Raw genomic sequence first — 20,522 nt, 5'->3', positions numbered from 1 at the left:
GGGAGCGGCATGACGCGGCCTGCGGGACGTACGTAGCAGCGGCCGCAGGCCGCGTCCGGGGCGCCAGGATCAGCTGCGGGCGAACGCCAGCAAGTCCTGGTTCAGCTGGTCCTTGTGGGTGAAGTACACCGCGTGCGGGGCGCCAGGGTATACCTTCAGCTGCGCGCCACGCACCAGCTCGGCCGCAGCCTTGCCGGTCACCTCGAAGCTCACCACCGCATCGCCGTCGCCATGGATGACCAGGGTGGGGATGGTAATGCTGCGCAAGTCTGCGCGGAAGTCGGTCTCGGAGAACGCCGCCACGCAGTCATAGGTGCCCTTGAAGCCGGCCTGCAGGGCCAGGAACTGGGTCCAGTCGAGCATCGGCTTGCCGACGTTGTTGGCGGGCTTGTCGCTGCCGGTGAACACCGGGCCGAAGGCGTCGAGGAAGCCTGCGCGGTCGTTCAATAGGCCGGCACGAATGCCGTCGAAAATGGTCGGGTCCATGCCTTCGGGGTGGTCGTCGCGGCGGATCATCAGTGGCGTCACCGCGCTCACCAGCACCGCCTTGGCGATGCGCTGGCTGCCGTGGCGGCCCAGGTAGCGCGCCACTTCGCCGCCGCCCATGGAGAAGCCCACCAGGATGGCGTTGCTGATGTCCAGCTCGTCCAGCAACTGCTCCAGGTCATCGGCGAAGGTGTCGTAGTCATAGCCGGTCCACGGCTGGCTGGAACGGCCGAAACCACGACGGTCATGGGCGATGACACGGAAGCCGTTGGCCGCCAGGAAGTTCATCTGGTAGTCCCACATGTCGGCGTTCAGCGGCCAGCCGTGGCTGAGCACGATGGGTTGCCCGGTGCCCCAGTCCTTGTAGTAGAGCTGCGTGCCGTCGGTGGTGGTCAAGTAAGCCATGTGCGAACGCCTCGGTAAGGGTAGGGAAGGCCAACGCTAGCGGTTATGCAGGGGTAAATCCTTGGGCGAACCTTAATCGTTCTTAATTCAGAACATTTAAGGTCGCGGCAAGGACGTCCCGGGCGCGCGCGAGGAGACTGGCAGCCTGGACCGTAGAAGGAATTCTTGCCCATGAACGCCCGTACCCAAACCCCTGGTGGCCCGCTGGACCCGGTGACCCTCGACCTGTTATTGACCCTGGCCGCCACCCTGGCCGACGCCGATACGCCGCAGCCCGAAGCCCTGCACCAGCATTCCAGTGCCCTGTGTGCGCACCTGCTGGTGCACTACAGCGACACGGCCCCCGAGCCGCAGCGCCTGGCCCTGTCGCCCTGGCAGGCGCGGCGCGCCAAGCAGTTGATGCTGGAACAGCTGGGCGGCAGCCCGTCGATTGCCGAGATTGCCAGCGCCTGTTCGCTGTCGCGCAGCCATTTTTCCCGCGCGTTCAAGAAGACCACCGGGCAAGCGCCCCGCGATTGGCTACAGCAGGCGCGGCTGGAGCGGGCCAAGGAACTGTTGGCCGACAACGCCTTGTCCATCGCCCAGGTGGGCCTGGACTGCGGCTTTGCCGACCAGTCGCATTTCACCCGGGTGTTCACCCGGGCTACCGGCACCACGCCGTTCGCGTGGCGCCGGGCGCTGCCGCGTCAGGCGCTTACCAACTGAACTTGAGCTCCACGCCCAGGTAATTGCTGTCATGCCCACCGGCGTCGCGCAGGGTCTGCCCGGCGTCGTAGTGCACCGCTTCCACCGCACCGGCCAGGTTGGCGGTGAAGGCATAGTCGGTGCGCAACTGGGCATAGGCGCCGGTCCAGCGCTGGCCAGTGCCGGCGGTGTTGGCCACGGCAATATTGGGCTGGGTGTACACCGCATCCTCGGTGGTCTGGCGCCACAACAGGCCGATGGCAGTCTGCACGCTCAGGCCGGGCAAGGGCTTGACCGTCACCGATGGCTTGACGTGAATGAGGTTGCTGTAGCCGGTGTAGCCCGCCAGGGTGAAGTAGTAGCCGTTGGGGAACAGCGGGTTGAAGGTGCCCACGCGGCCGTCGCCGGGGTGGCTGTCACCCGAGGCGATGTCCAGTTGCAGGCCCAGGCGGGGCGCCCAGGTGGTATCGGCGAAGGTATAGCCCACGCGGCTGCCGGCGGCCCAGGCGCGAATGTCCTTGCCGCCCACGCTGCCACCTTGGTACATGCCCTCCAGGTCCCAGTCCATGTGCGCGACGGTACCGGCATAGCGGGCGTCGAAGATGGAGCGGTTTTCACTGCCCGCAGCGTCCAGGTACTGGGCCTCGTCGCGCTGGTACAGCGCGTAGTAGGCGGACAGTTCCTGGTTGCTGTTGACTACCCGTTCCACGCGCAGCATGTCGAAGCGCACGGCCTTGCTGGAGGTGTCGTCGAAGTCCTGGTCGTCGCGGTACTGCACCGGGTGGCTGGCGATGCCGATAAAGCGCCACTGCGCGGTTTCCCAATCGGCCCACAGGGCGTCGAACGACTGGCGCACGTTGGGGCCGTCGCGCGAAGAAACAAAACGCTGCAGGTCGAAGGCAAAGTCCTGGCGGCCGACGCGGGTCTTCAAGGTGCCGCTGTCGTAGGTGTTGATGTATTCCAGGAACGCCAGGCGCAGGTCCAGGCGGTTCTGGTCGGCGCCGCCCAGGGTGGTCTTGTCGTAGGCGCGCACGTCTTCGAGCTGGGTGAACAACCGCCAGTGCTCGTTGAAGTGCAGGTCGGCGTGCACCTGGAAGCGCTGCAGCAGGTAGTTGTCGCGTTTCACGCCCTTGGTGCCGAAGCCATTGGCATCGTTCATTTCCAGGCGTTCGCGCAGGGTGGCCCCCAGGGACAGCCAGGCGCTGTCCCCCAGGGCAATGTACTTGAGGTCATCCAGTGGCTGGGTGCGCAGGGCCGGCGAGGCCAGCGCCGACCAGTCTTCCTGCCAGCGGTTGGCCTTGATGGCGGGGCGCGTGTCGTCGGCGGCGGCCAGCAGCGGCAGCAGGGCCAGCGACAGGCCGGCTAGCGGCCGCCTCACTGTTTGGCCAGCACTTGGTGGATTTCAGCCACGTAGCCGCCGGGGAACTGCACCATGGCCGCCTGGCGGCCGCTGCTGCTGGCCGGTTGCACCAACACGCTGGCGCCGCTGCCGGTGGCTTTCTGCAGGGTGGCGTTGAGGTCGGCGACTTCGTAGCCGGTGGTTTCGTGGCCGTACGGGAAGGGCAGGTGGCCGTCGGTAACCAGCACGGTCATGTGGCCGAAGTCCGAGGTAATGCGCACGCGCTCGTAGGTGCCTGTGTCGCGGCCGATCTCGGCGCCCGGGGCGTGCTTGTCGTCAGCCACCACCTTGCCATGGGAGAAGGTGGTGAACGCCTTGATGAAAGCGGGGGCGCGGTCGGCTGATACGTACACGCGGTTTTCCGGTACGTATTGGAACGCTGCGTAGTTGGGTGCGGTGTTGTGCCAGTAAAGCTGCATGTTCACGCCGCCCGGCCATTGCACCACGGCGTCGCGGCCGATGGGGTCGGGGAACGGCGCGACAATCACGTCGGCGCCGGCCTGGCGCGCCAGCTTGACGGCCTGGTCCATGTCCTTGACCAGGTAGCCGTTGCGCTCATCGCCGAACGGGTGCGGGATGGGCGTCTTGAAGCCGAACAACGACACCGTGCCCGACGGCGTCTGCAGCAGCTGCGAGGTGGTGCTGCTGGGCGTTGGCGTGACGTCGGCCACCACCTGCGGGGTGCTCTTGCCGCCAAAGGTGGCGGTGAAGCTTTGCACGAAGGCGTCCACGTCGGCGGGCGCCACGTACACGTGGCTGGTGTCGTATTGCGGGCCGACCGCAGGGCCGGTGGCGGCCAGCGCCGACAGCGGCGTGGCAATGGCGAGCATGAGCAGGGTATGACGCATGACAGACTCCAGAGAGGGGTAAGCGGATGGCGTCAGGGTGGCGGGTGGGGTAGATGAATAATTGAATGGGTGTGCTTTTGTGGCGTGCGCACCCGGACCCCGTAGCAGCTGCCGCAGGCTGCGTCCGAGACGTTGTTGTGGGAGCGGGCTTGCCAGCGAGCTGTTGAGGCCCTAAAAACTCGCTGGCAAGCCAGCTCCCACAAAGACAGTTTCGGCTACGGAAAGCTGTGTTTGGTTACTAAAAATCTGTAGGAAATGCCCTACAACTTCAGTGATAATCGTCCTACAGCTCGAAAAATGGCGCTTGCCGTGCTGGGTTTGAGTGGCTAATCTCGCTCCGCCGTTGCTTGTCAGCGGTCGGGTTTAGTAGCCCGTCAATCCAGATTTTCACGCTGCCAGCCTGCGGTTGCAGGCCTTGTCATGGCGGCTGTGCACAGGGCACTTCGGTGCGCTGGGTCCCTGGGTTCCCGGTCTACTAACCTGTCGTCACAGCCGCCACCCTTCGTTTAGTAGCGAGGGCTGTCGGCTCCCAGCAACCCAGGAGCTGTACCATGACCCCAATTACCCCCGACCCACCCGACCTCACCACCGCCTTCCACCCCTTTGCCCCCAGCGAAGGCGAAATGCCCATCCTCGCCGTGCGCGAAGGCATGCCCCTGGAAGAGGTGCTGATCCACGCCTCCGGCTACATCCGCAGCGCCAGCGCAGGCGCCGCCGAGATGGTCGAAAACTGCCCGCAGCACCTGCGCCCCCTGGCACGCAACATCGAGCACCTGGCGGAAATCGCCCGGGCGTTGGTGGAGGCTTCGATAACCGGTCTGCCAAAACAACCCTGACCCGTAGCAGCTGCCGCAGGCTGCGTCCGAAGGCAACGCGTGCGGTGTGGGGCCGGGACGCGGCCTGCGGCCGCTGCTACAGGGGGTGTAGGGCTTGGTCGTATGACCCATATGGCATGCCAATAGCACAATCATTCAAAACGCCGGCCCACAGTTATGCTTCACTACCGGGTCGCCAACCCCCAGCCCGTCAGGAGCCCGCCGCCCATGAACCGCAACGACCTGCGCCACGTCGACATGAACCTGCTGGTGCTGTTCGAAGCCTTGATGTTCGAACGCAACCTGACGCGCGTGGCCGAAAAGCATTTCATTGGCCAGCCGGCGGTGAGCGCCGCGCTGGGCCGGCTGCGGGACCTGTTCGATGACCCGCTGCTGATTCGCAACGGCCGCAGCATGGAGCCGACGCTGCGCGCGCTGGCAATTCTGGAGGAGCTGCGCCCGGCGCTGGACACCATTTCCGGCGCGGTCAGCCGTGCCAAGGATTTCGACCCCAGCACCAGCTGCGCCACTTTCCGCATCGGCCTGTCGGACGACGCCGAGTTCGGCCTGTTCCCGCCGTTGCTGGCGCAGCTGCGCGAAGAGGCGCCAGGCATCATCATTGTCGTGCGCCGGGCCAATTACCTGTTGCTGCCGGCCATGCTCGCCAGCGGAGAGATCTCGGTGGGGGTGAGCTACACCACCGACCTGCCGGCCAACGCCAAGCGCCGCAAGCTGCGCGATATCGGCTGTAAGGTGCTGCGTGGCGACAGCGCGCCAGCGCCCTTGACCCTGGATGATTATTGCCAGCGGCCGCATGCCATGGTGTCGTTCTCGGGCGACTTGAGCGGCAACATCGACATGGACCTGGCCAAGGTCGGCCGCAGCCGCCGGGTGGTGCTGGGGGTGCCGCAGTTCCATGGCCTGCGCGCGCTGCTCAAGGGCAGCGACCTGATTGCCACGGTGCCCGACTACGCCGCCTGCGCGCTGGTGGAAGACGGCGTGCTGCGCGCCGACGAGCCGCCGTTCCCCATTGTGCCGGCCGAGCTGTCGATGGTGTGGAGCGGGGTGCACGACAACGACCCGGCCGAGCGCTGGTTGCGCGCGCACATCAGCCGAGTAATGGCGGCGCCGTTGCAGTAACCCTGTAGCAGCGGCCGCAGGCCGCGTCCAGGCAGGCAGACGCACACCCGTTCAAAACACAGCACGTCCGTGCAATCGGTCCGGCCGCAGGGCGCTCACCATAGGCGCCCTAGATCACCCGCCAAGGACCCTCGATGAGCCAGCGCCGCCATGACCCCGCCGACCTTGCACTGCTGTGGCTGCGCGTGTGCGCCGCGCTGTTCCTGCTCAAGGTGCATGGCCTGCCCAAGCTGCTCGACTTCCATGCCCAGCTGCAACTGATCGAAGACCCTTTCCACCTGGGCGCCGTGCCCACCCTGTGCCTGGCCATTTTCGCCGAAGTGCTGTGCCCGCTGCTGATTATTGCCGGTGTGCTGACCCGCCTGGCCTGCCTGCCGGTGCTGGCGGTGCTGCTGGTGGCGCTGGTGTTCGTGCACCCCGAATGGACGCTTGAACAGGGCCAGTTCGCCTGGCTGCTGCTGATTCTGTTTACCACGATTCTGATTGGCGGCCCCGGCCGGCTGGCCGTGGGCCTGCGCCTGCCCGCGCCGCTGCGCTACGCCTGATTTTTCTTCCTTCCCAGGAGCTGCAATGAACGCCGAGCTGATTCTTCTCAATGGCAAGTTCCACACTGTCGACCGCCAGAACCCCACGGCCAGCGCCGTGGCCATCAAGGACGGGCGCTTCGTGGCCGTGGGCAGCGACGCCCAGGCCATGGCCTTTCGCGGCGCGGGCACCCAGGTCATCGACCTTAAAGGCCGCACCGTCATTCCGGGCCTCAACGACTCGCACCTGCACCTGATTCGTGGCGGCCTGAACTACAACCTGGAGCTGCGCTGGGAAGGCGTGCCGTCGGTGGCCGACGCCCTGCGCATGCTCAAGGAGCAGGCCGACCGCACGCCCACGCCGCAATGGGTGCGCGTGGTAGGCGGCTGGAACGAATTCCAGTTCGCCGAAAAGCGCATGCCCACCCTACAGGAGCTGAACCAGGCCGCGCCCGACACCCCGGTGTTCGTGCTGCACCTGTACGACCGCGCCTTGCTCAACCGCGCTGCCCTGCGCGTGGTGGGCTACACCCGCGACACGCCGAACCCGCCTGGCGGCGAGATCCAGCGCGACGCCAACGGCGACCCTACCGGCATGCTGATCGCCCGGCCCAACGCCATGATCCTCTACGCGACCCTGGCCAAGGGGCCGAAGCTGCCGCTGGAATACCAGGTGAACTCCACCCGCCAGTTCATGCGCGAGCTGAACCGCCTGGGCCTGACCAGCGTGATCGACGCCGGCGGCGGTTTCCAGAACTACCCCGACGACTACCAGGTGATCGAGCAGTTGGCCAAGGACGACCAGTTGACCGTACGCATCGCCTACAACCTGTTCACCCAGAAGCCCAAGGAAGAGCTCACCGACTTCAAGAACTGGACCTCCAGCGTCAAGCTGCACCAGGGCGACGACTACCTGCGCCACAACGGCGCCGGCGAGATGCTGGTGTTCTCTGCCGCCGACTTCGAGGACTTCCTGGAGCCGCGCCCGGACCTGCCGCAAACCATGGAAGAAGAGCTGGAACCGGTGGTGCGCCACCTGGTGGAACAGCGCTGGCCGTTCCGCCTGCACGCCACTTACGACGAGTCGATCTCGCGCATGCTGGACGTGTTCGAGAAGGTCAACCGCGACATCCCGTTCAACGGCCTGCCGTGGTTCTTCGACCATGCCGAGACCATCTCGCCGAAGAACATCGAGCGCGTGCGCGCCCTCAACGGCGGCATCGCCATCCAGGACCGCATGGCGTTCCAGGGCGAGTACTTCGTCGACCGTTACGGCCAGCAGGCCGCCGAAGCCACGCCACCGATCAAGCGCATGCTGGCCGAGGGCGTACCAGTGGGCGCCGGCACCGATGCCACGCGGGTGTCCAGCTACAATCCATGGACTTCGCTGTACTGGATGGTCAGCGGCCGCACCGTCGGCGGCCTGGCCTTGCAGCCCGAAGGCCTGCCACGCGACACCGCGCTGGAACTGTTCACCCATGGCAGCGCCTGGTTCTCGTCCGAGCAGGGCAACAAGGGCCAGATCAAGATCGGCCAGCTGGCCGACCTGGCGGCGCTGTCGGCCGACTTCTTCGCGGTAGAGGAGGAGGCGATCAAATGGCTGGAGTCGGTGCTGACCGTGGTCGGCGGCAAAGTCGTGCACGCCGACGCCGAATTCTCCGACCTGGCGCCACCGCGCCTGCCAGTGGTGCCCGAGTGGTCGCCGGTGGTCAAGGTGCCGGGCCACTGGCGCCCACAAGCGCCCATGGCGCAACAGGTTCACCACTGCAGCGGCCCGTGCGCCGTGCACGCCCATGGCCACGACCGGGCGCGCCAGTCCAACGCGCCAATCAGCGACTTCCAGGGTTTCTGGGGTGCGCTGGGCTGTTCCTGCTTCTCGTTCTGAATCCGTCAAACCACACGTTAGGAGTTCGTCATGAGCAACGCCCCTGTCTACAACCGCCTGAACAAAGATGACGCCGTAGTACTGCTGGTCGACCACCAGACCGGCCTGATCTCGCTGGTGCAGGATTTCTCGCCCAACGAGTTCAAGAACAACGTGCTGGCCCTGGCCGACTGCGCCAAGTTCTTCAACCTGCCGACCATCCTCACCACCAGCTTCGAAAACGGCCCGAACGGCCCGCTGGTGCCCGAGCTGAAAGAGATGTTCCCGGACGCGCCATACATCCCGCGCCCTGGCCAGATCAACGCCTGGGACAACGCCGACTTCGTCCAGGCCATCAAGGCCACCGGCCGCAAGCAGCTGATCATCGCCGGTGTGGTGACTGACGTGTGCGTGGCGTTCCCGACCTTGTCGGCACTGGCCGAAGGCTTTGACGTGTTCGTGGTGACCGATGCTTCCGGCACCTTCAACGACACCGTGCAACAGGCCGCCTGGGCACGCATGAGCGCCGCCGGTGCCCAGCTGATGAACTGGTTCGCCGTGGCCTGCGAGCTGCACCGCGACTGGCGCAACGACATCGAAGGCCTGGGCAACCTGCTGTCCCAGCGCCTGCCCAACTACCGCAACCTGATGAACAGCTACGTGGCGCTGACCGCCAAGAAGTAACACAAAACCCGTAGCAGCGGCCCCTAGGCCGCGTCCCAGCCACCACCTGGGACGCGGCCTGCGGCCGCTGCTACAGGGTTGCGCTTGCCATTATCGCTGGACAGGGTACTGTCGCCTGCTTGAGCACAGGCAATTGGCCCCTCGACATGAAACACGTTGCAATCGCGCTGTACCCCGACTTTCTGCTGCTGGACATGGCCGGCCCGGTGGAGGTGTTCTCCATCGCCAACCGTTACCTGGCGCCTTGCCAGCACTACCGCATTTCCACCTTCGCCACCCAGCAGCGCAGCGTGCGCTCGTCCAGTGGCATCACCGTGCAGGCTGACCACCTGGTCGAGCAGGCCTGCGCCGACGTCGACCTGCTGCTGGTGCCCGGCGGCCCAGGTGCGTACAACGATCACCACCCCGACCTTCTGGCCTGGCTGCGTACGGCCGCACAGACGGTGCAGTGCTACGGCTCTATCTGCACCGGCGCGTTCATTCTTGGCCACGCCGGCCTGCTCGACCACCACCGCGTCACCACCCACTGGCACTACACCGAGCGGCTGATCAAGGCTTTCCCCAAGGCGCAGGTGGGCACCGAGGACATTTACATCCACGACCGCAAGCTTATCTCCTCCGGCGGGGTAACCGCGGGCATCGACCTGGCGCTGTCGGTGGTGGCCCATGACCACGGGCGCAAGGTGGCGCTGGATGTGGCCAAGGTGTTGCTGGTGTTGATGCGCCGCCAGGGCGACCAGGCGCAGTTCAGCCCGCTGGTGGCAGAAGTGGCCGCCCAGGACTCACCGGTAACCCGCGCCCAGCACTACATTCTCGACAACCTGGAGCAGCCGTTGACCCTCGAACGCCTGGCCGAAGCCGCAGCCCTGAGCCCGCGCCAGCTGAGCCGGGTGTTCAGCCGCGACGTCGGCGTGACGCCCATGGCGTTCATCCAGAATGCGCGCATCGACCGTGCGCGCAACCTGCTGGAAAGCACCGAACTGCCGCTCAAGACCGTGGCGTTCAAGAGCGGCTTCGGCAGCGTGCGGCACATGCGTCAGTTGTTCAACGAGCGCCTGGGCCGCAGCCCTGCCGAGTACCGCGAGCAATTCCACTAGCATGCAAATGGCCGGATAGGGCACCCGAATGACCGTCCTGCGCCCCTTGTCGTCGTACCACCAAGGCCAATGCCTGCCAAGATACTCCCCAGTCAGTACATCGGGCTCGGGAGGGTGGCATGGGCGACATGGGGGTGATGGACGAAATCGCGCAGGCGCTGCGCGACAGTATGAGCCCCGGCGACCGGCTGGCCGGCTGGGCCTTCCGCTGGGTAGTACAGGATGGGCGCATCACGTGCAGCCAGTGCCAGGCGTCGCAGTCGGCGAACCACCCGTGCGCGGGGTTCAACCACCGGCCCGGTTGCGGGGCGCGCCGCGAGCAAAACCCGTGGCAGGAGTTGGCGGGGTTGTTGGGGCGGTTGGCGGGGCAATGAACCCCGCCCGGTTGCTCACGCCTCGCGCTGTTCGCGGGCCTGGCGTTCGGCCTTTTCCTTGCGGTGGTTCTTCAGGTCCAGGCGCGCGCCCCAGGCCATGACGGCAACGCCGATGAGCAGTAGCAGGATGAGTTGGCTGGTCGGCATGTGGATCTCCCTTGGAAAAGATCCCATTGGAACCTGCGCCCGGCGCTAAAACCAAACAGTTCACAGTTACATAATGTTTCTGCGTGCCCGATATCAGTGCAACTGGACGCCTGGCCCCTGGCGCTCTTACACTGCGCCAGCCCCCCTCTGGTAGCCACAGGCGCACGCCATGACCATGCCCGAACAGCCCGCGCGCCGGCGTTTGCGTGATTCCGTCCTGAATATTCCCGAGCACCAGCGCGCCGCCTTCGAAGCCTACGTGCTGGAGCACTATCGCAGTTTTTTGCTAGCGATAAATCTGATTGCCGCTGGCGCCTATTACTCCTACGTGTTCGCCGACGCCATCCTGATCCCGGACATGGCCTGGGCCTCGGTGGTCACCCGTACCGCGCTGGTGGCAGTGGGGCTGGTGAACATTTTCCTGGTGTTCCGCTACAGCCGGAACCTGTTGGTGCTCGACCTGCTGATGCCGGTGCATGACTTGATCTGCGCGGTGGCCTGGTTCGAGCTGCTCAAGCGCAGCCACTCGCCCGACGTGCCGACGTTCCTGTATGCCTCGGTGATTTTCGTGCTGTTATGCAACTTGGGCGTGCGCGTGTCCTTCAAGGGCACGTTGTGGGTGTCGCTGGCGATCAGCGCGGTGGTGATCGGCAACGTGGCCCTGCTGCACCCCGGCGACCCGAAGGCGCTGCTGGTGTTCGTGGTGGTGTACCTGCCGGTGCTGCTGTTCAGCCTGTTCATCGCCTGGACCAACATCACCAGCGTGCGCCGGGCCTTCCTGGCCGACCATGAAGAACGCTGGCAACAGGCGCAACTCTACGACCTCAACCAACGCCTGCAAGCCCTGGCCATCACCGACGCGCTGACCCGCGTGGGCAACCGCCGCGCCTTCGACCAGCACCTGAGCGAACGCTGGGCGCTGATGGAACAGGTGGGGCAGCGCTTCGGGCTGTTGCTGGTGGACATCGACTACTTCAAACCCTTCAACGACCACTACGGCCACCAGGCCGGCGACCGCTGCCTGGCGGAAGTGGCGCGGGTGATGGCGGCCAGCGTGGGGCAGGGCCAGCTGTTTCGCTATGGCGGCGAAGAGTTCGCGATTCTGCTGCCGCTGGAAGGCCAGCCGCAACTGCTGGCCGCCGCCGAACGGCTGGCCAATGAGGTGCGCAGGCTTGAAATTGTTCACCAGCACCGCCCGGACGCCCTTGGGCTGTTGACGGTGAGCATTGGCGCGGCGCTGAGCGAAAACCCCGAGGCAGTGCAGCCCCAGGATCTGTTCGCGTTGTGTGACCGGTTGTTGTACCAAGCCAAGCAGGAGGGCCGTAACCGCGGCGCGGTGGCCTGATGACGCAGAGCTTTTGTGGGAGCTGGCTTGCCAGCGAGCTGTTGAGGCCCTGAAAGATCGCTGGCAAGCCAGCTCCCACAAAAAGCAGTCCCTGCTAACCGCGTCTCTTACGGATTAACCCAATTCTGCGGCCGCTCGCCGTTCAGCGCCGCCAGCAGATTATCCACCGCACACCGCGCCATCGCCTCCCGCGTTTCATGGGTAGCCGAACCGATATGCGGGGTAGCCACCACGTTGTCCAGCTGCAGCAGCGGCGAGTTCGGGTCCACCGGCTCGCGCTCGAACACATCCAGGCCCGCCGCGCGAATCTGCCCGGCCTGCAGGGCGTGGATCAGGGCCTGCTCATCCACCACCTTGCCACGCGATATGTTGATAAAGATGCTGTCAGGGCCCATCAGCTCGAACTCGCGGGCGCCGATCAGGCCGGTGGTCTCGGCGGTCAGCGGCAGGGTCAGGCAGATGAAGTCGGCCTCGCGCAGCAGTTCGTCCAGGCTGCAGTGACGAGCGCCGAAGCGCTGGTCCACAGCAGGCTTGGGCGAGTGGCTGTGGTAGATCACCGGCATGCCGAAGCCGAAATGCCCGCGCTGGGCCAGGGCCTCGCCGATGCGGCCCATGCCGACGATGCCCAGGGTCTTGCCGTGCACGTCGGTGCCGAACTGCCTGGGGCCGACGCTGGCGGCCCACTGGCCGTTGCGCACCACGTTGGCCAGCTCCACCACGCGCCGGGCCGTGGCCAATATCAGCGCAAAACCGGTGTCGGCGGTGGTCTCGGTGAGTACGTCGGGGGTGTTGGTGAGTTTCACGCCGCGGCGGCTGAGGTCGGCGATGTCGTAGTTGTCGACGCCCACCGACACGCTGGAAACCGCCTCGAGGTTGGGCGCCAGGTCCAGCAGGGCAGCGTCCAGTTTCAGGCTGGCGCCCAGCAGGCCGTGGGCCTGGGGTAGCGCATCGCGCAGGCGCGCCAGGCCGTCGCTGGCCGGGTCTTCGATGTAGGTCACGTCTACCTGGTCGCCGAGGCGGGCGAGCAGGGCGGGGGACAGTTTCTTGTACAGCACCACGTGCTTTTTCATCAGGAACTCTCGACGTCAGGAATGGTGGGCGGTAAGGGGGCGGGCGCGGGCCGCGACCTTGTCGCAGCCGCCAGGGGCCAGCAGGATAGTCAGCAGCGCCGACAGCACCAGCGCACCGCTCATCAGCAGGTACGAGGCGCCGGGGTTGCCGGTCTCGCTGTTGAGGTAACCCACAAGGTAGGAACCGGCGAACGAGCCCAGGGCGCCCATGCTGTTGATCAGCGCCATGGCGCCGCCGGCAACGTTGGCGGGCAGCACTTCGGGCACGATGGCGAAGAACGGCCCGTAGGGCGCGTACATGCAAGCGCCGGCCAGCACCAGCAGGCCGTAGGACCACCAGAAATGCTCGCTGCCCAGGGCGTAGGAGCCATAGAACGCCAGCGCCGCCAGCAGCAGCGGCGGCCACACGAAGCGCTTGCGCCGCTGAATGCGGTCCGAGCCCCAGCTCACCGCCAGCATGGCGATGACTGCGGCCAGGTATGGCAGCGCCGACAGCCAGCCGGCCTCGACCATGTCCATTTCCTGGCCTTGCTTGAGGATGGACGGCAGCCACAGCACGAAGCCGTACACGCCTATGCTCCAGCAGAAGAACTGCACCGACAAAATGATGACCTTGGGCGAGCGGAACGCCTCGGCGTAGTTCTTCACAGGCTTGATGCCTTGCTGCTCGGCGGCCAGGGTCTGCTGCAGGTCCTGCTTCTGCTGGCCGCTGAGCCAGGTGGCGTCGGCCGGTTTTTCATCGGCCAGGCGCCACCAGATGAACGCCCAGGCGATGGCGGGCAAGCCCTCGACGATGAACATCCAGCGCCAGCTGTAGTGTTGCACCAGGTAGCCGGACACCACCGACATCCACAGCATGGTCACCGGGTTGCCGAGGATCAGGAAGGTGTTGGCGCGCGAACGTTCGGCGCGGGTGAACCAGTGGCACAGGTACACCAGCATGGCCGGCATCACCACGGCCTCGACCACGCCGAGCATGAAGCGGATGGCGATCAGCCAATAGGCGTTTTCCACCACCCCGGTCAGGCTGGCCAGGGCGCCCCAGGCGATCAGGCTGGCGAAGATCAGCTTCTTCACGCTGCGCTTTTCGGCGTAGATGGCGCCGGGCACCTGGAAGAAGAAATAGCCGAGGAAGAACAGCGCGCCCAGCAGGGACGACAGCCCCGGCGTCATGGCCAGGTCCTTGGCCATGCCCGAGGCAGCGGCGAAGCCATAGTTGGCCCGGTCCAGGTAGGCCAGGCTGTAGGTGATGAACACGATGGGCATGATCACCCACCAACGGCGCGGCGCCAGTTTCAGCGGTTGCATGGCAAGCTCCTGAGCATTTTGTTGTTGTCGCAACAGGGTTGTTCGTGTGGGTCAGGCGCGGCGCAGGGCCGCGGCTTCCAGCAGTTGGTCGCGGCTGGGCAGGCCCTCCATGTCGCCCTGGCTTTGCACGGCGCGGCTGCCGATCCAGTTGCCGCGGTCGGTGGCCTGCTCGATAGTCAGGCCTTCCAGCAGCGCGCTGATCACCCCCACCGCGAAGCCGTCGCCGGCGCCCACGGTGTCCACCACCTTGGCCACCTTGTGCGCGGCCACCAGGCCTTCGCCCAAGGCGGTGCGGTAGTAGGCACCTTCCGCGCCCAGCTTGATGGCCACTGCTTCCGCACCGTGGTCGAGGTAGAAAGCGGCGATGTCACCCGGGGTTTCATAGCCCGTCAGCAGCCGCCCTTCGGCCAGGCCCGGCAGCACCCAGTCGGCGTGGCTGGCCAGGGCGTTGACCTCGCTGATCATGCGCGTCTGGCTGGGCCACAACGACGGCCGCAGGTTGGGGTCGAACGACACGCTGCGGCCGGCACCACGCATGGTCTGCATCAGGTGGCTGGACAGTTCCTGGGCGCTGGCCGACAGCGCCGGCGGAATACCAGTGGCGTGCAGGTGGCGGGCGCTGAGCAGGTCATCGTTGAGGTCGGCAACGCTGAGGTGGCTGGCGGCCGAGCCGCGGCGGAAATATTCCACCACCGGGTCCTGGCCGTCGTCCTCGCGGGACTTGAACTGGAAACCGGTGGGGTGCGCATTGTCCACGGCCACGTGGCGGCAGTCCAGGCCTTCGCGCTGCAGGGTGTCCACCACGAAACGGCCCAGGGAGTCATTGCCCACGCGGCTCAGCCAGCTGACCTTGAACCCGAGGCGCGACAGGCCGATGGCGACGTTGCTGTCGGCGCCGGCAATGCGCTTGTGGAAGTGCGAAACGGCGGCCAGGTCGCCGGTCTGTTCGGCCACCAACATGGCCATGGTTTCACCAAAACACAGGATATCAGCCATGGGCGACGCTCCCTGCCTGCGGTTGGCCCAAGTGGGCGAGGGTGGCCACGTGGCCACGGGTTACCTGCAGTAGATCTTCGCCCTGCAGCGGAAATTCCGCAGCGCGCATCACCCCGGGGGTCATGCGCCGCAGCAGTTGCTCCCACAGTTCCAGGTCACGCGGGTGTGGTGGGATGGCCACCAGCTTGCCGGCGCTGGTGCGCTCTACGGCCTTGCAGTGCACGTACTCCACGTACTGCGCCAGTTGCACGGCGGCGCTGAACACCGACTGATCCTGCCACTGCCAGTTGCCGATGTCGAAGGTCATGCCCACCGGCACTTGCTGCTCGCGGGCACGGGTGAAGAAACGCGCCAGCGGGTCGATGCGGCCGCCCTGGGTGGTCTGGTCGTTTTCCACCAACAGGCGCACCGGCTGGTCGGCCAGCAGCTGCTTGAGAGCGGGGAAATCGTTGTGCGGGGCGAAGAAGCCCAGCGACACCTTCAGCCACTTCGAGCCACAGGCGGCGGCGTTGGCCAGCGCGGTGACCAGCGCCGGGTCGGGCTCGGCGCGGCCTTCCTGCCACAGCTCCATGGGGCACGAGTACACGCTGGCAAGGCCTTGGGCTTCGGCGGCCTGGCGCAGCTGCTCGGGGTCGAGGGTGGTGAACAGCTCTTCACGCCATTCGATCACGTTGGCGCCGGCCTGCTTGAGCAGGGCGGCGAAGGGCACCTGGCCTTGCTCGCGAACCAGGGTGGCGCCGTAGCTGGACAGGCTGATGGACACGGGGTAGAGATTCATTGTTATTGGGCCTCTGAAACCGGTTACATTTTGATCAGTAAAAAGGTATGCGGAAGACCCCTGCGTGGGGCCAGGGGTTCAGTTTTTAGTGAAGATGGGTGCGGTATTGAAAATAAAGAGACGGCACATGGCCTGGTTTCCTTCTTCGATCTTGTTGTTGTTCTAGCAGCACTGAAATCGGTTTCAGTGCTGATTAGAAAACACCTTCCACGCGCGCACGTCAAGCCCTGCGCGCCGCCGCGCACGCTGCAATACGCCTCGGGACCGGGACGCGGCCTGCGGCCGCTGCTACGAAGGGGGGGGCACACCCGATCGCGTAGCAGCTGCCGCCAGGCGTCTGGCCGTTGCGCGGTCGGGACTTACTTGTGCGGGGTAGAACCGCGCACCACCAGCTCGGCGGCGAAATCAAACCGCTGCGCCGGCCCCGCATCGCCGCGCAAGCGCTCCAGCAAGCACTCGAACGCACGCACGCCAATAGCATGGGTAGGCTGCGCCAGGGCGGTAATGCCGCTGCCCACCAGCGGGTACCAGTCCAGGTCGTCCAGGGCAATCAGGCCGATATCGTCGAACAGGTCGCAGCCCAGCGTGCGCAACGCTTGCGCAGCCGCCAACGCGGCCAGGCCGTTGGCACAGAACAGCGCCTTGGGGCCGTGGTCGTTGCTGGCAAGAAACTCACGCAGGTGGGTTTCAAGCGCTTCGCCAGTCTGCAGCCTGCAGCCACGCAATTGGCTGTCCTGCGCCACCAGCGCATCGAACGCACTGATGCGCTCGTTGCGCGAGCTGGTGCCGTCCTGGGGCTCGCTGACCAGCGCCAGGTCGCGGTAGCCGCGGGCCTTCAGGTGCACCAGGCCCATGCGCATGGCGCCGGCGTTGTCCAGGCCGGTCATGTCACTGTGGAAGTCTTCCAGCTTGCGGTCCACCAGCACCATGGGCAGTTCGCTCTGCAGCTCGCGCAACTCGTCCATGTGCTTGCCCAGGGTGTTCACGATCAGCCCTTCGATGTTGTAGCTGCGCAGCGCCTGCAGCTGCTGCAGTTCCTGTTCGCCATCGCGGTCGGTGTTGCACACCACCAGGCTGTAGCCATGGCGGCGGCAGGCGGTTTCCACGCCATGCATCACGGCAATGGAGTAGGGGTTGCGGATGTCGGCCATGAGCATGCCGATCAGGCGGGTGCGCCCACGCTTGAGGCCCCGCGCCATCTGGTTGGGGCGGTAGCCCAGCTCGCCGATGGCTTTTTCGATGCGCAGGGCGATAGCGTCCGACAGCAGGGCTTTGTCGTCGCCGATGAAGCGCGACACGCTGGCTTTCGACACCCCGGCGCGGCGGGCAACGTCGAGCATGGTGACGCGGTGGCGGGGCGGGGTGGTGGGGCTGCTCACGGGCCTTGTTCCTTGTTGGCATGATTGCCGCCAGGGGCGAGGCAGGCTGACATGAACTCAGCACGGGCGCAGCGCACACCTTGAGGCGCGGGGCCTCAAGTGTACCGTTTATCGGCAGGCGGGGCGAAGTTCGAACTGCGCCCCGCAGGCAACTTGCAACAATTGGCCCAGCAGCGCCGCTCAGGCAACTGCCATCATGCTGATCAGAAGCTGTAGCGCAACCCCAGGTTTGCGCCCCACGGCTGCTCGATGTTCTTGCCGTTGCTGTAGTCCAGGTCCACGTGCAACTGCAGGTGCTTGTTCATGGATACCGCGACGCCGGTGCCGACTTCGCCGCGTGAGCCGGACAGGTCATTGTTGAAGGCGTTGCCGTTGACCTGCACGCGGTTGCTCTGGGCAAACTCATGGGCCAATGCCACCCGCACATAAGGCTGCACCATGCCGTTGTCCAGCGCGATGGTGCGCCCCAGGGTAGTGCCGACCTTGCCCAGCAGGGAATGGGTCATGTCGCCTTCGGCACGCATGCCGTTGTCCATGGTGTAGTCGCGGCCACTGATTGCCACGCCTGCCAGTTGGGCATATGGCTCCACGAAGTAGTCATCACCCACGGCAATGTGCCGTCCGAACTCCAGCGAAGTGCCCACGCCGTTGTTGTCGTAGTTGCCCTTGGCGCGGGTGCCATCGCTCATGCTGACCGTGGCGTCGTTCTGGAAGCGGTTGAACTTCAACACACCGTCGAAATAGTAGCCGTTGTCCGGGTTCAGCCAGGTCGCGTAGGCGCCCAGGTAGTAGCTGTCGACGCTGCCCGAGGTGCCGTGGTTAAGGTTCAGGCTGGAGTCGCTGTAACCGCCCATCACGCCGACCAACCAATTGCCATCGCCCATCGGCAAGGGGGCATCGGCGCCAAACGACAGGCCTTGCTGGGTTTGCTTGTAGCTGACGTCGGTGCTGGTGGTGACGTTGTACTTGTTGCCGTAGGCGCGCATCCAGAAACCGGGTTGGGCGCCGTTGTAGCGCAGCTCGCCCATGCGTGACCGCAAGGTCGACAACTCGCCGTACCAGACGGTGGGCGCCGTGTTGAAGAGGGCCAATACCGTCGCGGTTTCAGGGCTGATAGTCTTGGTGCTGGTATCCAGGAACCAGTCCGTGCCGCGCTGCATCAGTTCATAGGAATAGGTGCCCATGTCAACGGGCCCACCCAACAGGCTGAACTGGGCCGTGGAGCCAGTGCCGGTGTGTACGACCTGCAGGCTGTTGTCGGCGGCGGGGTCTTCGCCGCGGGCACTGACCAATAGCTTGTAATCGCCTGTGGCGGTACCGCTGACGTCGACGAAGCTGGCCAGTTCGCGTGCGAAGTCCACGCTCAGGTTGAAGGTGCCGGTGCCCGATAATGAAGCCAGGGACAGCCGATAAAATTGACCCGCGTCACCCAGGGCCACGGTGCCATCCGCCAATGCAAGCGTGCCGACGGTGCTGTCGCCCGTAACCTGCCAGGTCGAGTCGCTGAGGTTGGCGCTGGCGATGTTGGTCAGGGTGCCCTTGAGGCTTGAACCATCAGTCATCACCACGGTGGCTTGGCTGGAGGCGTCTGCCGTGAGATCGCCCACCATAGTGCTCCGGGCCAGGTTGACCTGCAGGTTGCCGCCGTTGCTGGCGACGCCGGTCCCAATCCAGTCGCTGCCGGTGAGTTGCGCCTGCGCCGCCATGCCATCGGCGCTGATGGTGCCGTTCAGGGCGCTGGCGTCCAGTGCCAGGCTGGCAACATCAAGCAGGTTTCCGTTGATCTGCGAACCAGTCGCTTGCACGGTAGTAGTGCTGGTGCCGTCGTTGCTGATGTTGCCGTTGAGCACGCTGCTGGCAAGGGTCACGCTGTCGACGTTGAGCAGGTTGCCGTTGAGCTGCGAATCGGTCGCTTGCACGGTAGTAGTGGTGGCGCCGTCGTTGCTGATGTCGCCGTTGAGCACGCTGCTGGCAAGGGTCAGGTTGTCGACGTTGAGCAGGTTGCCGTTGATGTGTGAGCCGGTAGCCTGCACTGTAGTGGTAGTAGCGCCATCATTGCTGATGTTGCCGTTGAGCACGCTGCCGGCAAGGGTCAGGCTGTCGACGTTGAGCAGGTTGCCGGTAAGTTGCGAACCGGTCATTTGCACCGTGGTGTTGCCGGTGCCATCGGAGGTCACGTTCCCTTCCATCAGGCTGCTGTCCAGGCTAAGCGCTACGGTGCTTGCGCCGCTGGCCTCGACGTTACCGCGCAGTTGGCTGCCGCCGCCTGCATTCACGACCACAGAGCTGCCATCCGCGGCACTGACATCGCCGGTGATCAGCCCCTGGTTAAGCGTGAACACCGCAGCAGTGTTGGCTTCAGACAAGGAAATATTCCCTTTGATGTGTGAGTTGTCCACTGCAACGTTGGCAGTGGACCCCGAGTCCATCAACATGGCGACGCCAGCATCGCTGGTGAGCAGGCTGCCGTTGCGCAGCACGATGTTCGCCGAAGCCGGTGCGGCTAAAAAGCCCCCCATCGCTATTCCGGCGCCGCTCGTGGTGGTCACGGTAGAGTCATCGATGACCAGGGTGGTAGGGGCGGCGGGAACTCCCAGCATCATAATGCCATTGTTCGCCCCCGTAACCACTGTACCGGCACTGAGGTTGACGGTGCCGCCCGAGACCAGCAACAAGCCGGCGGCGAGCTCCGGCGTCGAGGCGCCACCCCTGGCCGTCACCTTTGTATTAACCAGGTCCAACGTCGTGGCCGCCCCTGCAACGCGAATGCCGATTTGGCCGCTGACCTCGCTATCAATCAGGGTCACCTGCGCGCCCCGGTCGACATTGATTGCATATTGGAGGGCACTTTGAATCGTGGAGTTACGGACCGTGGCGACGCTGTCGTATTGAACGTCGAGCGCTGCGTAGTAGCCGTACGAACCATCATTGGTCATGGTTACCCCATCGGCAACGATGGTGCTTCCATCCGTCGCTCTGGCGCCAGCCCGAAGCAGGAGCGTCCCGGGCGTGAGGTTAAGGGTGCTGCCCTCGATGGCATACGCGCCTTCTAGCTGACGGCCGTTGGTGGTCAGTGTGGACCCCCTCTGCATCTGATAAATATCGTAATCGGCCCTAATGGTCATGTCTTTGTCGACATTGAAAAATACGATGGTGGCCTGGGCGCCTGCGGAGTAACT

General features: G+C 65.2%; 19 protein-coding genes. 9 read left to right on the top strand and 10 right to left on the bottom strand.

Annotation, left to right across the window (positions count from 1 at the left end; translation table 11 throughout):
- Positions 1 to 69: 69 nt before the first annotated feature.
- The gene (locus AC0SZ7_RS05940; RefSeq protein ID WP_475503499.1) at positions 70 to 891 is read right to left on the bottom strand and encodes an alpha/beta fold hydrolase; all 822 of its coding nucleotides are present in this window, start codon (positions 889 to 891) and stop codon (positions 70 to 72) included.
- A 171-nt stretch (positions 892 to 1,062) separates the two neighbouring features.
- Between AC0SZ7_RS05940 and AC0SZ7_RS05935 the strand changes: the two genes are divergently transcribed.
- Positions 1,063 to 1,596 (top strand): helix-turn-helix domain-containing protein, encoded by a 534-nt coding sequence (locus AC0SZ7_RS05935; protein WP_475503498.1) that lies wholly within the window; start codon positions 1,063 to 1,065, stop codon positions 1,594 to 1,596.
- Here the strand turns inward: AC0SZ7_RS05935 and AC0SZ7_RS05930 are convergent.
- Complete coding sequence (locus tag AC0SZ7_RS05930) at positions 1,586 to 2,953, bottom strand: alginate export family protein (protein ID WP_475503497.1); 1,368 nt, start codon at positions 2,951 to 2,953, stop codon at positions 1,586 to 1,588. The two genes, AC0SZ7_RS05935 and AC0SZ7_RS05930, sit on opposite strands and share 11 nt — an antisense overlap.
- Entirely contained in the window at positions 2,950 to 3,822 is an 873-nt protein-coding gene (locus AC0SZ7_RS05925) for a glyoxalase (RefSeq protein ID WP_475503496.1), read from the bottom strand. The genes AC0SZ7_RS05930 and AC0SZ7_RS05925 overlap by 4 nt, the downstream gene beginning before the upstream one ends.
- Positions 3,823 to 4,373: 551 nt before the next feature.
- Here AC0SZ7_RS05925 and AC0SZ7_RS05920 point away from each other — a divergent pair.
- The 7 genes from AC0SZ7_RS05920 to AC0SZ7_RS05890 all read left to right on the top strand — a co-directional run bounded on the left by AC0SZ7_RS05920 (position 4,374) and on the right by AC0SZ7_RS05890 (position 10,320).
- On the top strand, positions 4,374 to 4,658 hold the full coding sequence (locus tag AC0SZ7_RS05920; protein WP_475503495.1) for a hypothetical protein: 285 nt from the start codon (positions 4,374 to 4,376) through the stop codon (positions 4,656 to 4,658).
- Between the two features lie 207 nt (positions 4,659 to 4,865).
- Positions 4,866 to 5,777, top strand: coding sequence for a LysR family transcriptional regulator (locus AC0SZ7_RS05915; RefSeq protein ID WP_475503494.1), 912 nt, complete (start codon positions 4,866 to 4,868; stop codon positions 5,775 to 5,777).
- A 134-nt stretch (positions 5,778 to 5,911) separates the two neighbouring features.
- Positions 5,912 to 6,322, top strand: a complete 411-nt coding sequence (locus tag AC0SZ7_RS05910) for a DoxX family protein (RefSeq protein ID WP_475503493.1) — start codon at positions 5,912 to 5,914, stop codon at positions 6,320 to 6,322.
- A 25-nt stretch (positions 6,323 to 6,347) separates the two neighbouring features.
- A complete protein-coding gene (locus AC0SZ7_RS05905) occupies positions 6,348 to 8,186 on the top strand; it encodes an amidohydrolase (RefSeq protein ID WP_475503492.1) in 1,839 nt (612 codons plus the stop codon).
- A gap of 30 nt (positions 8,187 to 8,216) precedes the next feature.
- A complete protein-coding gene (ycaC, locus tag AC0SZ7_RS05900; protein ID WP_027980710.1) occupies positions 8,217 to 8,849 on the top strand; it encodes an isochorismate family cysteine hydrolase YcaC in 633 nt (210 codons plus the stop codon).
- Between the two features lie 146 nt (positions 8,850 to 8,995).
- Positions 8,996 to 9,946, top strand: coding sequence for a GlxA family transcriptional regulator (locus tag AC0SZ7_RS05895; RefSeq protein WP_475503491.1), 951 nt, complete (start codon positions 8,996 to 8,998; stop codon positions 9,944 to 9,946).
- A gap of 119 nt (positions 9,947 to 10,065) precedes the next feature.
- Entirely contained in the window at positions 10,066 to 10,320 is a 255-nt protein-coding gene (locus AC0SZ7_RS05890) for a hypothetical protein (protein ID WP_475503490.1), read from the top strand.
- 15 nt (positions 10,321 to 10,335) lie between these two features.
- Here AC0SZ7_RS05890 and AC0SZ7_RS05885 read toward each other — a convergent pair whose 3' ends face one another.
- Entirely contained in the window at positions 10,336 to 10,467 is a 132-nt protein-coding gene (locus tag AC0SZ7_RS05885; protein WP_475503489.1) for a hypothetical protein, read from the bottom strand.
- A gap of 169 nt (positions 10,468 to 10,636) precedes the next feature.
- Between AC0SZ7_RS05885 and AC0SZ7_RS05880 the strand changes: the two genes are divergently transcribed.
- Entirely contained in the window at positions 10,637 to 11,812 is a 1,176-nt protein-coding gene (locus tag AC0SZ7_RS05880) for a GGDEF domain-containing protein (protein ID WP_475503488.1), read from the top strand.
- A 107-nt stretch (positions 11,813 to 11,919) separates the two neighbouring features.
- On the opposite strand, the gene AC0SZ7_RS05875 is transcribed toward AC0SZ7_RS05880, so the two are convergent.
- The 6 genes from AC0SZ7_RS05875 to AC0SZ7_RS05850 form a co-directional block, all read right to left on the bottom strand.
- The gene (locus tag AC0SZ7_RS05875) at positions 11,920 to 12,882 is read right to left on the bottom strand and encodes a 2-hydroxyacid dehydrogenase (RefSeq protein WP_475503487.1); all 963 of its coding nucleotides are present in this window, start codon (positions 12,880 to 12,882) and stop codon (positions 11,920 to 11,922) included.
- Positions 12,883 to 12,897: 15 nt separating this feature from the next.
- Positions 12,898 to 14,190, bottom strand: a complete 1,293-nt coding sequence (locus AC0SZ7_RS05870; protein WP_475503486.1) for an MFS transporter — start codon at positions 14,188 to 14,190, stop codon at positions 12,898 to 12,900.
- A 51-nt stretch (positions 14,191 to 14,241) separates the two neighbouring features.
- The gene (locus tag AC0SZ7_RS05865) at positions 14,242 to 15,186 is read right to left on the bottom strand and encodes a sugar kinase (RefSeq protein WP_475503485.1); all 945 of its coding nucleotides are present in this window, start codon (positions 15,184 to 15,186) and stop codon (positions 14,242 to 14,244) included.
- Positions 15,179 to 15,964 carry a sugar phosphate isomerase/epimerase family protein gene (locus AC0SZ7_RS05860; RefSeq protein WP_475503484.1) on the bottom strand — a complete coding sequence of 262 codons (786 nt, stop codon included), beginning with the start codon at positions 15,962 to 15,964 and terminating at the stop codon, positions 15,179 to 15,181. The genes AC0SZ7_RS05865 and AC0SZ7_RS05860 overlap by 8 nt, the downstream gene beginning before the upstream one ends.
- A 359-nt stretch (positions 15,965 to 16,323) precedes the next feature.
- Positions 16,324 to 17,343, bottom strand: a complete 1,020-nt coding sequence (locus AC0SZ7_RS05855) for a LacI family DNA-binding transcriptional regulator (RefSeq protein ID WP_475503483.1) — start codon at positions 17,341 to 17,343, stop codon at positions 16,324 to 16,326.
- A gap of 203 nt (positions 17,344 to 17,546) precedes the next feature.
- Positions 17,547 to 20,279, bottom strand: a complete 2,733-nt coding sequence (locus AC0SZ7_RS05850; RefSeq protein WP_475503482.1) for an autotransporter outer membrane beta-barrel domain-containing protein — start codon at positions 20,277 to 20,279, stop codon at positions 17,547 to 17,549.
- Between the last annotated feature and the right edge of the window lie 243 nt (positions 20,280 to 20,522).

The organism is Pseudomonas sp. JC1203 (genome assembly GCF_056175065.1).
Note: the sequence above shows the minus strand (reverse complement) of the source record. Positions and strands in the feature narration are given on the sequence as shown.

Bases quoted from the DNA above. Each gene is read 5' to 3' on its own strand.
- AC0SZ7_RS05940 (WP_475503499.1), bottom strand. From the start codon at position 891: ATGGCTTACTTGACCACCACCGACGGCACGCAGCTCTACTACAAGGAC.
- AC0SZ7_RS05860 (WP_475503484.1), bottom strand. From the start codon at position 15,964: ATGAATCTCTACCCCGTGTCCATCAGCCTGTCCAGCTACGGCGCCACC.
- AC0SZ7_RS05865 (WP_475503485.1), bottom strand. From the start codon at position 15,186: ATGGCTGATATCCTGTGTTTTGGTGAAACCATGGCCATGTTGGTGGCC.
- AC0SZ7_RS05910 (WP_475503493.1), top strand. From the start codon at position 5,912: ATGAGCCAGCGCCGCCATGACCCCGCCGACCTTGCACTGCTGTGGCTG.
- AC0SZ7_RS05875 (WP_475503487.1), bottom strand. From the start codon at position 12,882: ATGAAAAAGCACGTGGTGCTGTACAAGAAACTGTCCCCCGCCCTGCTC.
- AC0SZ7_RS05935 (WP_475503498.1), top strand. From the start codon at position 1,063: ATGAACGCCCGTACCCAAACCCCTGGTGGCCCGCTGGACCCGGTGACC.
- AC0SZ7_RS05880 (WP_475503488.1), top strand. From the start codon at position 10,637: ATGACCATGCCCGAACAGCCCGCGCGCCGGCGTTTGCGTGATTCCGTC.
- AC0SZ7_RS05925 (WP_475503496.1), bottom strand. From the start codon at position 3,822: ATGCGTCATACCCTGCTCATGCTCGCCATTGCCACGCCGCTGTCGGCG.
- AC0SZ7_RS05895 (WP_475503491.1), top strand. From the start codon at position 8,996: ATGAAACACGTTGCAATCGCGCTGTACCCCGACTTTCTGCTGCTGGAC.
- AC0SZ7_RS05890 (WP_475503490.1), top strand. From the start codon at position 10,066: ATGGGCGACATGGGGGTGATGGACGAAATCGCGCAGGCGCTGCGCGAC.
- AC0SZ7_RS05920 (WP_475503495.1), top strand. From the start codon at position 4,374: ATGACCCCAATTACCCCCGACCCACCCGACCTCACCACCGCCTTCCAC.
- AC0SZ7_RS05915 (WP_475503494.1), top strand. From the start codon at position 4,866: ATGAACCGCAACGACCTGCGCCACGTCGACATGAACCTGCTGGTGCTG.
- AC0SZ7_RS05850 (WP_475503482.1), bottom strand. From the start codon at position 20,279: ATGACCAATGATGGTTCGTACGGCTACTACGCAGCGCTCGACGTTCAA.
- AC0SZ7_RS05885 (WP_475503489.1), bottom strand. From the start codon at position 10,467: ATGCCGACCAGCCAACTCATCCTGCTACTGCTCATCGGCGTTGCCGTC.
- AC0SZ7_RS05905 (WP_475503492.1), top strand. From the start codon at position 6,348: ATGAACGCCGAGCTGATTCTTCTCAATGGCAAGTTCCACACTGTCGAC.
- ycaC (WP_027980710.1), top strand. From the start codon at position 8,217: ATGAGCAACGCCCCTGTCTACAACCGCCTGAACAAAGATGACGCCGTA.
- AC0SZ7_RS05870 (WP_475503486.1), bottom strand. From the start codon at position 14,190: ATGCAACCGCTGAAACTGGCGCCGCGCCGTTGGTGGGTGATCATGCCC.